This window comes from Corynebacterium sp. HMSC069E04, assembly GCF_001813175.1.
Classification (GTDB): domain Bacteria; phylum Actinomycetota; class Actinomycetes; order Mycobacteriales; family Mycobacteriaceae; genus Corynebacterium; species Corynebacterium aurimucosum.
This window is the reverse complement of record NZ_KV811666.1, coordinates 5,959-20,427: the sequence shown is the minus strand read 5'-3', so window position 1 is coordinate 20,427 and position 14,469 is coordinate 5,959. Positions and strand designations below refer to the sequence as shown.

At 59.2% G+C, this 14,469-nt stretch carries 10 protein-coding genes, 1 tRNA gene and 1 pseudogene; 10 read left to right on the top strand and 2 right to left on the bottom strand.

Features of this window, described 5'->3' with window-relative positions:
* Window positions 1-51: 51 nt before the first annotated feature.
* Window positions 52-5,016: an Lhr family ATP-dependent helicase gene (locus HMPREF2896_RS05295; RefSeq protein ID WP_070718283.1), complete on the bottom strand. Its 4,965-nt coding sequence runs from the start codon at window positions 5,014-5,016 to the stop codon at window positions 52-54.
* A gap of 34 nt (window positions 5,017-5,050) precedes the next feature.
* Between HMPREF2896_RS05295 and HMPREF2896_RS05290 the strand changes: the two genes are divergently transcribed.
* From HMPREF2896_RS05290 to HMPREF2896_RS05270, 5 genes are all read left to right on the top strand, one after another.
* Window positions 5,051-5,809, top strand: coding sequence for a 3'(2'),5'-bisphosphate nucleotidase CysQ (locus HMPREF2896_RS05290; protein WP_210384594.1), 759 nt, complete (start codon window positions 5,051-5,053; stop codon window positions 5,807-5,809).
* A 35-nt stretch (window positions 5,810-5,844) separates the two neighbouring features.
* Window positions 5,845-6,651 carry a thymidylate synthase gene (locus HMPREF2896_RS05285; RefSeq protein ID WP_010187679.1) on the top strand — a complete coding sequence of 269 codons (807 nt, stop codon included), beginning with the start codon at window positions 5,845-5,847 and terminating at the stop codon, window positions 6,649-6,651.
* Window positions 6,651-7,196: a dihydrofolate reductase gene (locus HMPREF2896_RS05280; protein WP_070718279.1), complete on the top strand. Its 546-nt coding sequence runs from the start codon at window positions 6,651-6,653 to the stop codon at window positions 7,194-7,196. Before HMPREF2896_RS05285 ends, HMPREF2896_RS05280 begins: the two co-directional genes overlap by 1 nt.
* Window positions 7,196-7,489, top strand: a complete 294-nt coding sequence (locus HMPREF2896_RS05275; RefSeq protein ID WP_010187687.1) for a mycoredoxin — start codon at window positions 7,196-7,198, stop codon at window positions 7,487-7,489. The genes HMPREF2896_RS05280 and HMPREF2896_RS05275 overlap by 1 nt, the downstream gene beginning before the upstream one ends.
* Window positions 7,490-7,560: 71 nt before the next feature.
* Window positions 7,561-7,633: transfer RNA gene (locus HMPREF2896_RS05270), tRNA-Arg, on the top strand.
* 21 nt (window positions 7,634-7,654) lie between these two features.
* Here HMPREF2896_RS05270 and HMPREF2896_RS12390 read toward each other — a convergent pair.
* A pseudogene (locus HMPREF2896_RS12390) lies at window positions 7,655-7,932 on the bottom strand (IS481 family transposase); the annotation flags it as partial.
* Between the two features lie 140 nt (window positions 7,933-8,072).
* Between HMPREF2896_RS12390 and HMPREF2896_RS05260 the strand changes: the two are divergent.
* From HMPREF2896_RS05260 to HMPREF2896_RS05240, 5 genes are read left to right on the top strand one after another with little or no spacing between them, the layout of a single operon-like run.
* Entirely contained in the window at window positions 8,073-8,708 is a 636-nt protein-coding gene (locus HMPREF2896_RS05260; RefSeq protein ID WP_012714931.1) for an MptD family putative ECF transporter S component, read from the top strand.
* Window positions 8,705-9,430 (top strand): energy-coupling factor transporter transmembrane component T family protein, encoded by a 726-nt coding sequence (locus HMPREF2896_RS05255; RefSeq protein WP_010187692.1) that lies wholly within the window; start codon window positions 8,705-8,707, stop codon window positions 9,428-9,430. The genes HMPREF2896_RS05260 and HMPREF2896_RS05255 overlap by 4 nt, the downstream gene beginning before the upstream one ends.
* A complete protein-coding gene (locus HMPREF2896_RS05250; RefSeq protein ID WP_012714930.1) occupies window positions 9,427-10,896 on the top strand; it encodes an ABC transporter ATP-binding protein in 1,470 nt (489 codons plus the stop codon). Before HMPREF2896_RS05255 ends, HMPREF2896_RS05250 begins: the two co-directional genes overlap by 4 nt.
* A 7-nt stretch (window positions 10,897-10,903) precedes the next feature.
* Window positions 10,904-12,652: an ABC transporter ATP-binding protein gene (locus tag HMPREF2896_RS05245; protein ID WP_012714929.1), complete on the top strand. Its 1,749-nt coding sequence runs from the start codon at window positions 10,904-10,906 to the stop codon at window positions 12,650-12,652.
* Window positions 12,645-14,417: an ABC transporter ATP-binding protein gene (locus tag HMPREF2896_RS05240; protein ID WP_029158873.1), complete on the top strand. Its 1,773-nt coding sequence runs from the start codon at window positions 12,645-12,647 to the stop codon at window positions 14,415-14,417. The genes HMPREF2896_RS05245 and HMPREF2896_RS05240 overlap by 8 nt, the downstream gene beginning before the upstream one ends.
* Window positions 14,418-14,469: the final 52 nt, after the last annotated feature.

Genomic DNA, 14,469 nt, shown 5'->3' with positions numbered 1-14,469 from the left:
TCTGAGGGTAGACCTAGGAAAAGCCCATGCCCAAACGCTGCTAAATAAAATTCAGCGCCGCCGCCGGCGGGGGCGAAAACCTCCTGGGCTCCCCGGTGTATCGGGCGCACCGGGGTCCCCCAAGGCCTCAGAAGCTTCGCTGTCCAGATCATCGAAGGAGAGCTCCTCCATCGCCTCGACGGCGCGACGCCCACCGCGACGTGCGGGACGGTAAGACTCGGCGGAGCGCGTGGCTTCTCCAGATTGGCCGTGCTGTCCTGCACGGCCGGAAGAGGCGGTGTGGGCAGATCCGGTAATCCGCACGCCCTTCGGGGTCAGTGCCGCCCCCAGTGCGCGCAGCTCGCCGCCGAGCTTTGAATCGAAAATGGGCCGCCCATTCGCCTTCTCAATAACCACCTTGCTCAAGCGCCCGGCGGCCACCAACTCGTTGAGGCCAGCAAGGACTGCGGCTAGTACCTCAGTGCGCTCGATGCCCTCGGGAAGAACGTTAAAGAACGTCGTCAGCGTCTTCCCACCCCGGGTCAGGTGCGCCACCGGCACGCCATCCATGAGCACCACCAAGGCACCCGCGGCGCGGGTGGGGCGGGCACCAGAGTCACCAGCATCAGTCGGCGGCCAAGACAGCGCTGCGCCATAAGGGTTGGCCGGGTCCGTCGCGGCAAGAACATACGTCTGCGGCTCGCGGGTTCCGGAGGGCCAGCCTGTAACGTCCGGGGAATCATCCACACCGCGCAGGCGGTCGATGACCGCGGGCGTGGAGAACTGCGCAGCGCCCAAGCCCTCGATGACGTAGCCGCGCATGGCCTTGCCGGATTCCTCAAAACCGGAGAGCACCTTATAAGCCAAGGCGAAGCCGCCGAGCACGTCTTCGGCCACCACAGAGCCACGGGTAAGCACGCCGTAGCGGTCCAGCCAGGCCTCGCCGTGGGCAATGGAGCGCGACGTCGCATCCGTGGCGGCGGGTACGGACAGCGACCACCGCCCCACCACGTCGGACGCGGTCGGCGCACTGGAGACATTGTGTGCTTGTGCAAAGGACGTGCGCCCCATACGCAGACGCGAGCGGGAAGGTCTGCGCCGCGCGCGATGCGCCGCACGCCCGGCAGGACCGCCTGCGGCCAGGTGGGCCCGGATAGGAGCGAAGGAATCGGGGCTGACCAGACCTGCTTCCACCAAGCCCCAGAGCGCCTCCCGGACCTCCTGGGGTGTGCCGCTGAGCTGCGGTTGAATATCGGAGATGAGGTAGCTGCCGCCGCCCTGCAGGGCCTCCAGCAGCTGGGTCTGCAGCAGGGACACGCCCGCCTCCTCCGCAGAGACCTGCGGGGCGAGCTGTGCGGCATAATCCACCGGCAGCAGCATGATCCACGGGTCGTTGGAGCCGGCCTTGCCCGCGCCCACGATGAGGACCTCGCCGCTGGCGGTGAGCTCATCGAGCATCGTCGGCGAATAATCCCCTACACGCGCAGGCAAGATGAGGCTCTCCCAGGCCGAGGCCGGCAGGCGCACGCCGGCCAGCTGCTCGATGACGGCGAAGACGCCGTCCACCCCACGCAGCACCGGGCGCCGGCCCACCGCCGCCACCTGCAGCCAATCCGGCAGGAAACGCCCGAAGGCCGCGGGAGAAACAGGCTGCGTGGCAGCTCGGGCAGCCGCCAGCGAGCGCGAGCGGATGACCTTAAGCACCTCCGCCGCGCAATACTCCTGCTCCTCCACGCCTTGCCGGTAGTGCCCCGCCAGGATGGAATCCAGCCCATTCAGCGTCGAGTGCGCCACCGCGGCCGACAGGCCAAAGGCCTCCTGCACATCGCGCGCCACAAATGGCCCGCGCGTGCGCGCCCAGCGGCTAACCAGCTGATCGACGGCATCGGTAATCGTGGCCTGCTGGGCGGGGATGCCGGGCGGGACGGGGATGCCGAGGCCGTCGCGAAGCAGCGGCGCATCGAGCGCTTGGGCCACATGCTCGCGGCCGTTGATGCGCACCCGCATAATGCGTGCACCGAGCGCATCGAGTGTGCTGAGTGGCACCGTGGCATGCGCACCGAATTCCTCGACCGGGATGGGGCCGAGCACGCGCAGCAGGTCCGCGACCTCCTCAGTGGTGCGCGCCTGACGTTCCGGAGTGGTGCGCTGCAGCTGGGCGTGGACATCGGCGATGATGGAGCCGTCGAGAAGCTCGCGCAGCTCCACCGTGCCCAACAGCTTCGCCAACAGCGCCGGGTCCAATGCCAAGGCCGCCGCGCGCTTTTCCGCCAGGGGCGAGTCCCCCTCGTACATGAACGCGCCGGTGTAGTTGAACAACAGCGAAGACGCGAAAGGCGAAGGCTGCTCCGTGGTGACCTCCGCGATGCGCACGCGGCGGTGCGCCAGCTCCCGCATGACCTCCGTGAGTGCTGGCAGGTCATAGACATCCTGCACGCATTCGCGCACGGTCTCCAGGATGATGGGGAAGGATGGGTAGTTGCGGGCGACGTCGAGAAGCTGCTCCGCGCGCTGGCGCTGCTGCCACAAGGGCGCGCGCTTGCCCGGGTTGCGCCGCGGCAGAAGCAGCGCTCGCGCCGCGCACTCCCGGAAACGAGAAGCAAAGAGCGCGGAATTTCCCACCTGCTCGGTGACGATGTCCGCGATCTCATCAGCATCAAACAGGAACAGCGCGGCATCCGGATCCGCCTCCCCCTGCGGCAGGCGCAGCACAATGCCGTCATCGCCTGCCACGGCCTGGGCATCCATCCCGGTGCGCTCCGCCACGCGCTGCCCCACCGCCAGCGCCCACGCCGCATTCACCGGCCGGCCAAACGGGGTGTGCAACAGCACGCGCCAATCCCCCAACTCGTCCGTGAAGCGCTCCAGTAGCAACGTTTTCTCATCCGGGATGAGCCCGGTGGCCTCGTTCTGTTCCTGCAGGTAGGCGGAGATATTACGCCGCGCGTTCTCATCGGCGCCGCGCACGATAGACGCATCCGCGTGCGCCTCACGCCGGAATGCGCCCAGCGCCTTGCCTAACTCATAGGGCCGCCCAGCTTGGTCACCGTTCCAGAAGGGCAAACGCCCCGTATGCCCCGGCGCGGGTGTCACCAGCACTTGGTCACGCGTAATCTCCTCCACGCGCCAGCTTGTCGCACCGAGGGTGAAAATATCTCCCACCCGGGTTTCATAGACCATTTCCTCATCGAGCTCACCCACGCGGCGCGGCGCGGAACCGGCCTCACCAGTACCCACCAGGAAGACGCCGAACATGCCGCGGTCCGGGATGGTGCCGCCGTTGGTCACCGCCACGCGCTGCGCGCCGGGGCGCGGGGTGAGGATGCCTGTCACGCGGTCATAGACCACACGGGGTTTGAGCTCTGCAAAATCCGTCGACGGGTACACGCCGCTGATCAGGTCCAGAACGGAGTCAAAAACCTCGCGCGCCAAATCCTTATAGGGCCAGGCACGGCGCACGGTGTCGTACCAACTGTCGGCCTCGAGTCCCTCGCTCGTGCCCGCGCTTGCCGACGCCACCACCGCCGCTACCGTCTGCTGTGCCAAGACATCCAACGGGTTGCGCGGGGCGTGCATCTCCTCAATGAGGCCCTCCTCCATGCGGGCGACGGTGAGTGCTGATTGCACGAGGTCCGCGCGGTGCTTGGGATAGAAGGAGCCATGGGAGACCGCGCCGACGGAGTGCCCGGCGCGGCCCACGCGCTGCAGACCAGAAGCCACCGAGGGTGGGGATTCCACCTGCACCACCAGCTCCACCGCGCCCATGTCGATGCCCAGCTCCAGGGAGCTCGTGGCCACCACGGCTTTGAGCGTGCCTTCCTTGAGCATCGTCTCCGTCAGCGCGCGCTCATCCTTGGACACCGAACCGTGGTGCGCGCGGGCAATAACGGCAGGTGCCTTCCCGGCAACGTCCACCTGTTTCATCAGCTGGGCTGGGTCGCGCCGGGTCGCTGGGCTCAAGGATTCCGGATCGTGCTCCTGGGCATAAAGCTCGTTGAACCGGCTAGTAAGCCGCTCGGCGGTGCGACGGGAATTAACAAAGACGAGCGTGGAGCGCTGCTCCATAATTTCGGCGTAGAGCTCTTCTTCGATGAAGGGCCAGATGGACTTCGCCGTGGGCAGGGCGGAGTCTCCTACCCCGCCGTGTGTGTCCGTTTCCCCACGCTGCGCCTGCACGCGCAGGGCGTCTTGGGGGCCTTGGGTGATGCCCAGGGGGTCGTCGACAGTCGCCTCCCCGATGGGGGATCCCTGCTCCGGGGTGGGCAGGTCCGACATGTCCTCGACCGGCACGTGGACGTCGAGCTGCCAGCGCTTCTTCGCGGGCGGGGCGATGATATCCACGGGACGGTCGCCGCCCAAGAAGTTGGCAACAGCACTCAGCGGCCGCACCGTAGCCGACAGTCCGATGCGCTGGAACTCCCCGGCGATAAGCCCGAGGCGCTCCAAAGTCAGCGCTAGGTGCACGCCGCGCTTGGTGCCGGCTAGGGCGTGGATCTCATCGATGATGACGGTATCCACGGTCTTCAGAATCCCCGCCGCCTTGGAGGTGAGCATCAAGTAGGCCGATTCCGGCGTGGTGATAAGGATGTCTGGCGGCTTGCGTACCTGGCGGGCGCGCTCTGCCTGCGGGGTATCCCCTGAGCGCACGCCGACGGTAATATCCGGCACCTCCAGGCCCAGCCGCTCGGCGGTGCGGGCAATGCCGTTGAGCGGGGCGCGCAGATTATTCTCAACGTCCACGCCCAAAGCCTTGAGCGGTGAGATATACAGCACTCTCACGCCATCATGAGCGCCCTCGCGGGAGGGTTCATTACTCAGTGGCAGCGCGGTCTGACCCTCGCGCTCCACCAAAGAATTCAGCGCCCACAGAAATGCCGCGAGCGTCTTACCAGAGCCGGTTGGCGCTACAACCAGCGCATTCGCACCACCAGAAATCGCCTCCCATGCCTGCTCTTGGACGGGGGTGGGGGCGGCGAAAACGTCCTGGAACCACCCGGCCACCTGTGGGCGGAACTTCGCCAGAACGTTTTTAGACATGCCCTACTGTATCGCGCGCGCTAATCTGGTCACTATGACCGTTGAGATTTCTGATTCCCGTCTAACCAACTCCCTCGCCGATGGCTGCGGCGAAATCCTCAAAGGCGTGCGCAACGGTGGCCTGCTGCGCGGCTTGGCGCTGGGTGATGCCGGCGATGAGGCCGCTCAGGAGTGGATCTCCCGCGTCCTTGAGCAGCACCGTCCCAAGGACGGCGTCCTGTCGGAAGAGGCTGCCGATGACTTGAGCCGTTTGAAGAAGGACCGCGTGTGGATCATTGACCCGCTCGACGGCACGAAGGAGTTCGCTACCGGCCGCCAGGACTGGGCCGTCCACATCGCGCTGGTAGAAAACGGCACCCCCATCCACGCGGCCGTCGGCATGCCGGACATGGGCGTGACTTTTAAGTCCTCCGATGTGCGCGCGGTAACGGGCCCGCTGTCAAAGAAGTTCGTGGTCTCCCGCAACCGTCCGCCGAAGGTGGCGGATTACATCGCGGAGAAGATGAGCTTTGAGACCGTCGGCGTGGGCTCCGCGGGTGCGAAGGCCATCCACGTGCTCTTGGGTGACTATGACGGCTACATCCATGCCGGCGGCCAGTACGAGTGGGACCAGGCCGCCCCGGTGGGCGTGGCTTTGGCCGCGGGCCTGCACTGCTCGCGCCTGGATGGCTCCCCGATCAAATTCAACAATGAGGACACCTTCATCCCGGATCTTTTGATCTGCCGCCCGGAGCTGGCAGAGGAGATTCTGGAACACGCCGCCGCCTACGCGGAGGCCAACGGCGGGTACTAACCCCACGCGCGTGGCACGGGCGCAAGAGCGCTATCATGGCGACCATGATTGAGACTCCGTACGAGGACCTCCTGCGCCGCGTCCTGGAAGAAGGCGCTCCCAAAGGCGACCGCACTGGCACCGGCACCCTCTCCCTGTTCGGTGCCCAGCTTCGCTATAACCTGGCGGAGTCTTTTCCCCTGCTGACCACCAAGAAGGTCTACTTCCACGGCGTGATTGGTGAGCTGCTGTGGTTCCTGCGCGGTGACTCCAACGTGAAGTGGCTGCAGGAGAACAAGGTTCGCATCTGGAACGAGTGGGCCGATGAGGACGGTGAGCTAGGCCCCGTCTACGGCGTGCAATGGCGCTCGTGGCCCACACCGGATGGCCAGCACATCGACCAGATTCAGGTCGCGCTGGACACGCTCAAGAACAACCCGGATTCCCGCCGCAACTTGGTCTCCGCGTGGAACGTCTCTGAGTTGGACAAGATGGCGCTCATGCCCTGCCACTTGCTTTTCCAGCTTTATGTCGCCGACGGCAAGTTGTCCATGCAGGTTTACCAGCGCTCGGCGGACATGTTCCTCGGCGTTCCCTTCAACTTGGCCTCCTACGCGGCGCTGACTCACATGTTTGCGCAGCAAGCAGGTTTAGAGGTAGGCGAGCTCATCTGGACCGGCGGAGATTGCCACATCTACAACGACCACATCGAGCAGGTTAAGGAACAGCTCTCCCGTCAGCCCCGCGAGTACCCACAGCTCAAACTCCACAAGGCTGAGAGCCTCTTTGACTATGACTTCGATGATTTTGAGGTCATCGGCTACGACCCCCACCCCACCATCAAGGCGCAGGTGTCCGTTTAATGCTGGGCGCAATCTGGGCCCAGTCCCTCGACGGGGTCATTGGTGACGGCGTGGTCATGCCCTGGCACGTGCCGGAGGACCTCAAGCATTTCAAGGAAGTGACCATGGGCGCGCCCGTCATCATGGGCCGTAAGACGTGGGAATCCCTCACCCCCAAGTTCCGCCCACTTCCGGGCAGGGACAACATCGTGCTGTCCCGCCGCGAGCCCGGCGAGTGGTCTGCGGGCGCCACCGTGGTGGACAACCTCGACGCCGCACTTCACGCCACGCTTGACGACGCCTGGATCATCGGCGGCGGCCAGCTCTATAGCTCCGCCCTCGACCGCGTGGATACAATCGAGCTCACCCTCATGGGTGTACAAGTCGGCGATGCCTACGGCGCAGATGCCGTCCTGGCCCCGAGCGTTCCGGAGGAATTCAGCCTATCTGCCGATAGTGACTGGCTGACCTCCGAATCAGGCCACCTCGCCATTCCCGGCCAGCCGCCCAGCGAGCTGCCGATGAAATACCGTTTCCTCACCTACGACAGAAAGGCTGCTGCTTAATGAGCACCAACGTTGCCACTCCCGAAACCACTGAGCACGTCACCATCTTCTTCGCCGATTGGTGCCCGTTCTGTGCCAAGCTGATCAAAAACCTGGACCGCACCGAAACCCCATACGAGCTCGTCAACGTCGAAGCGGATTCCCCCGACACCGCCGACATCAACGCCTGGATCGAGTCCGTCAACGACGGCAACCGCATCGTGCCCACCGTCCTCTACTCCGACGGCACCCACGCCACCAACCCTTCCGCCAGCGAGGTCCGCGCCAAGTACGCGGAGCTGGCCGGCGAATAAACGAAAGGCGACGCATTTAACGCCGCCCCACGCGGGGCTGCTAGTCTTACCTAGGTGCGCAACGCACCCCCGCCCCAGTAGCTCAGGGGATAGAGCACGGCTCTCCTAAAGCCGGTGTCGGAAGTTCGAATCTTCTCTGGGGCACGCTGTGAAGTCTCGAGACATCGTTCCGGTCGGTGTCTCGAGATTTTTTAGTTGCCCCGACTGGGGTTGAGTTCGTTGTCTTTCTAGTTGTAGTAGATCTTTTCTTCGGTGAGTGTGTAGGCGGCGATTTGTGCCCCAGTGATGGCTATTTTGACGTCGACGTGGTTGTCGATGCAGACCATGGTGATTGGTTCCCCGCCCCATCTGCGTCCGATGTAGAGGCGGCGTAGTTTGCCGCCCCATCGCAGGGTTGTCTTGCCGTTGGTGCCGATTTTGTCGGTACTTAGTCGGTAGTCGTGGTCTGGTTTGATGTCTACTTATCTGCATTCACCCCCATTAAGGGTGAATCTTCAGATCAAAACTTGAAATGTTTTATAAACAGTATTACCTAACTTAGGTAAGCCTTACCTTTCCTGCTGTTCATAAATCGAGGTTTACTATGACCCAACAGTCCTCTACGCCCGCACGGAGTGCAAGCTCATCCAGTGGGTCGACGGCACGTTTAAACACCAGAGATCTCATCAACGCTGGCATCTTTGCTGCACTTTACTTTGTAATCACCTTTGTAAGCGGAATGATTGGATTCGCAGGACCACAATTCATGTTTATTGGATGGTTCATCGCGGCAATCGCAAACGGAATCGTGCTAGCGCTTTATGCCGCCCGCACGCCCAAAATGGGTGCTTTCACCCTCGTCGGTGGTATTAACGGACTAGCATTCATGCTCACCGGACACTACTTCTGGACCCTGCTGGGAAGCATAATTCTAGGGTTTATCGCGGATTTGATTATTACAAAAAGCCACCTCAGTATTGCCAAATCCTTCCCTATTGCCTACAGCGTCTTCTGTGTCTGGATTTCTATGCCTTTTATCCCGCTAATTCTGGATACGGACTCCTACTACGTCGATATCGCAGACCAAATGGGTCAAGAATATGCCGATGCCATGTCGGATATCTTCCAGCCATGGACCATTGGAGTACTGGCCATTTGTGCGCTCATCGTCGGCTTTATCGGAGGAAAGGTCGGAGTTCGCGTCAGCCGCAAACACTTTGAAAGCGCTGGTCTCCTGTGAGCCTGCAAAAACAGGGCGTGCTTCATCGATCTTCGATCGATCCACGGACCGTGCTGCTTTCTGTTCTAGTAATCAATGCGGTAGCTCTCAGCCACGGCCACCTACCGACACTGCTGATTTCTATCGCTTTCAGCTCCATCGCACTAGCTACAGTAAAGCCACACTATGGTCTTATTTGCCTGTTCGCTTTTGCATTATCCTATCTAGGGTACTGGGGCCTATTACAGCTTCCTGGCTCCACATTTTTCGCTTTTTCAGCGGCAATTTTTTCGTGGCTAAGCCGTTTTGTCATCAGCATGTCCATCGGCACATTCGGCTTGCTCACTCTCACACCATCCACGTTGACCTCAGCACTGCGGGACCTGCGTTTACCAGGCTGGGCCACCATTCCACCGGCGGTATTCCTGCGCGTTTTGCCGATCATCGTGGCAGAAGCCAAAGCCATCCGCGATGCCATGGTCCTTCGGGGTCTCCAGCCTGGAGTAAAAAGCTGGATCACACAGCCCACACAATCGTCCGCGATGTTGATCATCCCCTTATTAGGTGCCGTCGTCCGCGCTGGTGATGAGCTCGCTGCCTCTGCTCTTGTCCGGGGATTGGGAGGACCCGCACGCCCAACCACCACCGCCGATCTTTCCTTCAAGCTTGTCGATGCAACTGCACTAGCTGGGTTGGGCCTCGTTGTTGCCTCTGTCTGGCTTCCCACGGAGGTCCACTTATGAACGAACGCAGTATCGCAACCAGTGTAGACGCCCACAACGTTTCTTTTACATATCCATTGGGAGCTCGGCCAGGTATTCAAGGTGTATCTGATGTGTCTTTTTCTGTCTCTCCAGGACAGTGTCTACTGATTACCGGTGATTCCGGATCGGGAAAGTCCACGGTACTCAAGTTGATCAACGGACTCATCCCCCATTTCAATCCAGGAGAGCTACTAGGCACCATCACTATTATAAAGGATGACCAGGCTTTTACCCCTGCGGAAGAACCGCTGTCCCGAGCCATCGAGTTCAGCGCCTCAGTATTCCAGAATCCAAGGACACAATTTTTCACTGAAAGCGTCAATGCAGAATTGGCCTTCGGGCTAGAAAACCTTGGTGTAGATCCCAAAGAAATTGAGTCGAGGATTCAATCAGCGGTCGAGCTACTAGGCATTAACGATCTTCGGGGCCGGCGATTCAAAGAATTATCCGGTGGGCAGTTACAAACCGTGGCATGCGCATGCGCGCTTGTGTCCCCGGGCAGTCTCGTGCTTCTCGATGAACCCACGTCCAATCTCTCTATGGAAAGCATCGATATTCTTGCACGCGTGCTACACCGCTTGAAGGAATTAGGCACAACGATCATTATCGCTGATCACCGTCTCTTTTTCTTAAAAGATATCGCTGACCAAGTTATTTACTTGACTCAGGGAAAAATAACGCGGAGTTTCCGCGCTCAGGAGTTTTATGCCTTAGACGAACCCGAACGCAAACAATTGGGGCTACGCAGCTTACACCATGTTCCCCTGCCCGCGAGCGTGCCGGTACCACCCACGCTCGAAAACGCCGATCCCCAGCGGAGCGGACTCGAGCTAAGCAACATCTGTTTTTCTTATGGCGCACATGAGGTATTAAACATTGACCACGCATTTTTCCCCAGCGGCGAAGTCACCGCCTTAATCGGGCCCAACGGCGCTGGAAAAACCACCCTCGCCAGGATCATTTGTGGTCTTGCTTCTCCCAAACGCGGCGGTAGTCTCCGTTTGAACAGCAAACGAGTAGGAGCGGCTGCCCGCAGACGTGCCGCGTACATGGTGATGCAAGATGTTGGCCGCCAATTATTCGCAGCCACCACCGAAGAAGAAGTCACGCTCGGACTGGCAAAGAAGAAGCGGGACCACATCGATGTCAATGAGATTCTCCATCGCCTCGATCTGGCAGGAATGGCCCAACGGCATCCGCAGTCTCTGTCCGGTGGGCAACGGCAACGCTTAGCCATAGCTTCAGCCCAAGCCGAGCAAGCAGCGATCTACATCTTCGATGAACCTACCTCTGGCGTGGGCTGGCGCCAACTGCAATCCATCTCTGCGCTACTTCGATCTCTTGCAGCAAGCGGAGCAGTGGTCATCGTCATCACCCATGACCACGAATTCATCCAAGAATCAGTCACCAGAATCATCGATATGACTGACATCAACAAGAATTGAGAAAGAAATGTCTGAACTAAAACAAAGTTCCACAGAATCAAGCGGAACCCACGCACCAGAATCACACGGTGCGTCACCGGAAGAAGAGGCTCGCGCAAAACTAAAAGCCGGCCAGGTCGCTCTAAAAAAACTACTGGCCCCAGTGCAAACAACCATCTACTTCGCACAGTTTCTCGCGCTTATATCCTCGGTACTCGCCGTAGCACCCTACGTCGCGTTGGTGGCACTGGGAAATGCTCTAATCGACGGCAATACTGATGACGTCGCGTCCATTGTGAAATGGCTACTTGCTGCATTTTTGGGCCAGCTATTCTTCTATTTCCTTGCCCTTGCAATCACCCACTTCGCTGATGCAAAGCTGGTGGGGATTAACCGGCGCCGAATTATTACCGCTATTGCGAAAGCACCACTCTCGTGGTTTAGCCAGACTAATTCCGGCAAAGTCCGCAAAGCCGTCGAGGACGATACGTTAACTCTGCACACCCTGACAGCCCATGCTCCTGTAGAGAAGGTCGCCGCGATCTTTACGCCCCTCGCGCTTCTGGTTTATGCCTTTATCTTGGATTGGCGCCTTGGTCTACTTTCTATTGCCACTGTGCCCATTTTCCTAGCAATCCAAGCATATTCAATGAAAGATATGGGCACAAAAACTGCGGAAATGGATAATTATCTGGGTGAGGTCTCTGCGACTGCGGTGGAGTTCTCCGAAGGTATTTCCGTCGTCAAGGCTTTCGGCACCGTTGGCAAAGCCCACGCTCGATATCGCGAAGCTGCCCAAAAATTCGCGGAATTCTATTACGAGTGGGTACGTCCGCTTCTGCGTGTTTCCGCAATCTCAGAGTCTGTGGTGGCGGTTCCTGTCCTCATCCTTATCAATCTAGGAGTCGGTTCCCTGCTGATAGCTGGTGGCTATGTCACGGTCGCTGAAGTCATCGCAACAACGTTAATTGCGCTGGTGCTCCCGGGCACGATTCAAACCGTCGGCCAAATGATGTGGTCTTACCAGCTCGCTGGCAATGCGGCGTTGCGCCTTGATGAAGTCATGACAATTTCCCATGTGAAAGAAGGCCAAAAGAGCCTCGACGCCAATAGTCAAGACATGGAGGTGGAGTTCCATAAGGTCAGCTTTAGCTACGCCCCAGACACACCAGTCCTCCAAGACTTTTCTGCGCAACTAAATGCAGGCACTGTCACGGCATTGATTGGCCCCTCCGGGTCTGGCAAATCCACAGCAGCAACGATGTTGGCGCGTTTCCAGGATCCAGATTCGGGCACAATCACTATCAACAACGTGGATATCCGTGATCTCACTTTCGACAGTTTGTACCGCACTGTGGCTTTCGTCTTACAAGATCCTCACTTACTGCGTATGAGTATTCGGGAAAACATTCGCCTTGCACGCCCAGAAGCCCGCGATGAAGAGATCTGGCAAGCCGCAGAGGCTGCGCACATAGCTGCTGATATTCGCGCTTTACCGGCTGGGCTCGACACCGTTGTTGGTGAGGACACCTCTTTATCCGGTGGACAACAGCAACGCATTTCTATTGCCCGGGCAATCATTACCAATGCCCCAATCTTGATCCTGGATGAAGCTACTGCGGCAACTGATCCTGACTGCGAAGCAGAAATTCAAGCAGCTCTAGCCACACTCGTCAGAGGCAAGACCGTCTTAGTCATCGCCCACAAGCCGGAGTCCATCCAAGGAGCAGACCAAATAATCTGCCTCAAGCCTATGAAGGATAATTCTCATGTCTAATGCCACTACGCCTGTTAGTTCGCGTCTTCGTGATCCGCTACTCACTCGCAGTGTCAAAAAGCTGCAAAGTCCTGTAGGCCATAAGCTCAATAAAAGGTATGCTTGTCTATCGCTTATCGTTGGCGTGCTTGATGGCCTCGCCGTTCTCACGCTCGTGCCACTTACAAAGGCACTCGATGGGGATACGACGATCGCACCATGGATGTGGACGCTTTTGGCAATTGCGCTCGTAGCTTTTGCGCTACGATTTTTCGCAACCATGGCCTCTTACCACACGGCCTTGGATTTCATCCGAGCCGCGCACACGACTGTGGGCGATAAATTAGCAACGCTACCGCTCGGCTGGTTCGTACCGGCTAATACCGGCGGCCTATCTCGCCTCGTTTCAGATCGCTTTATGGTGGCGGCCGAGACCATTGCGCATATTCAAGGAACGATATACCGCGATAGCGCGGCACTTGTCACCTTGTTAGTAGGAGCGTGTTTCTGGAACCCGAAGCTGGGCTTGGTCCTTCTTATCATCGCACCATTGGCGCTCGTGGTGATGCAGTTGGCTGCATGGATTCGTGAGAAAGCATCGAACCGCGCACTGGGGCCGAGTAAAGAGCTCTCCCAGCGCATCGTAGAATTTGCTAACCGTCAACCAGCCCTGCGCGCGGCAGGACAATCACAAGTTTTTGCGCCACTAGAGCAAGCGCTAGAAATCGACCATAAAGCACGAATACGCGAGCTATGGGTATCCACATTAGCTTTGCTACTCAACGGCATAGTAGTGCAGATCTTCATTGTGGCTCTCATTATGGTCTCCGCGGATCTTGCCGTTGAAGGCGCCCTATCGCCACTAGAAACAATTGCGATCATCGGAATCAGCTTGAGGTTTACCCGCACGCTTGAGCAGCTGGGTTCTTCTTTCGTCGGTTTAGATGCCGGCCGTATCGCGCTCACAGAAACTGAGCTCATCACCGATGCCCCGTCCCTACCGGAACCCACTACTCCGCGCCCAGGCGATGGTTCGGGAAGTGTAGAGCTGCGTAATGTCACGTTTGGATACGGCGATAAACCAGTATTGGTAGATATCGCTTTCCATGCTCGACCAGGCACCGTTACCGCCATTGTCGGTCCTTCTGGCTCCGGAAAGACCACAATTGCGCGCCTTATTTCGCGATTCTGGGATGTAGATTCCGGGGCGGTGATGGTTGACGGCGTAGATATCCGCGAGCTTGGAACCGAACAGTTAATGTCCAGACTGTCCATGGTTTTTCAGGATGTCTACCTCTTCGACGACTCGTTAATCGCTAATATCCGCGTTGGTCGTCCCGACGCCTCCGATGAGGAAGTCTTCCGCGCAGCTGATCTTTCAGGCGTGACTTCTATTGCCAACCGCCTAGGGTGGCATACTCCTGTTGGTGAAGGCGGTCGGCTTCTATCCGGTGGTGAACGCCAGCGCGTATCTGTAGCTCGCGCGCTTCTCAAGCAAGCGCCGATTGTACTCTTTGATGAGGCTACCTCCGCGCTCGATGCAGAAAATGAGGCAAACATTCTTGCTGCGATGGACGAGCTACGGGAGCAATCTACTTTTATTGTCATCGCCCATAAGCTGGATACAATCAAATCTGCTGATCAAATCGTAGTCTTGGATGAACACGGGCAAGTCAGCCAGCTGGGCACGCATTCTGAGCTTTCCGATGTCCCCGGTATCTACCGTCACTTCTGGCAGCAACGCAAAGCAGCACGCGGGTGGAAAATCAGTTCGGGACGCGATTAACGCGGGCACCGAGATCGGCGTTGTTTGCGGGGGCACCCTTCTCCCCCCCCCC

Bases quoted from the DNA above. Each gene is read 5' to 3' on its own strand.
- HMPREF2896_RS05245 (WP_012714929.1), top strand. From the start codon at position 10,904: ATGTCTGAACTAAAACAAAGTTCCACAGAATCAAGCGGAACCCACGCA.
- HMPREF2896_RS05260 (WP_012714931.1), top strand. From the start codon at position 8,073: ATGACCCAACAGTCCTCTACGCCCGCACGGAGTGCAAGCTCATCCAGT.
- HMPREF2896_RS05295 (WP_070718283.1), bottom strand. From the start codon at position 5,016: ATGTCTAAAAACGTTCTGGCGAAGTTCCGCCCACAGGTGGCCGGGTGG.
- HMPREF2896_RS05280 (WP_070718279.1), top strand. From the start codon at position 6,651: ATGCTGGGCGCAATCTGGGCCCAGTCCCTCGACGGGGTCATTGGTGAC.
- HMPREF2896_RS05290 (WP_210384594.1), top strand. From the start codon at position 5,051: ATGACCGTTGAGATTTCTGATTCCCGTCTAACCAACTCCCTCGCCGAT.
- HMPREF2896_RS05275 (WP_010187687.1), top strand. From the start codon at position 7,196: ATGAGCACCAACGTTGCCACTCCCGAAACCACTGAGCACGTCACCATC.
- HMPREF2896_RS05240 (WP_029158873.1), top strand. From the start codon at position 12,645: ATGTCTAATGCCACTACGCCTGTTAGTTCGCGTCTTCGTGATCCGCTA.
- HMPREF2896_RS05285 (WP_010187679.1), top strand. From the start codon at position 5,845: ATGGCGACCATGATTGAGACTCCGTACGAGGACCTCCTGCGCCGCGTC.
- HMPREF2896_RS05250 (WP_012714930.1), top strand. From the start codon at position 9,427: ATGAACGAACGCAGTATCGCAACCAGTGTAGACGCCCACAACGTTTCT.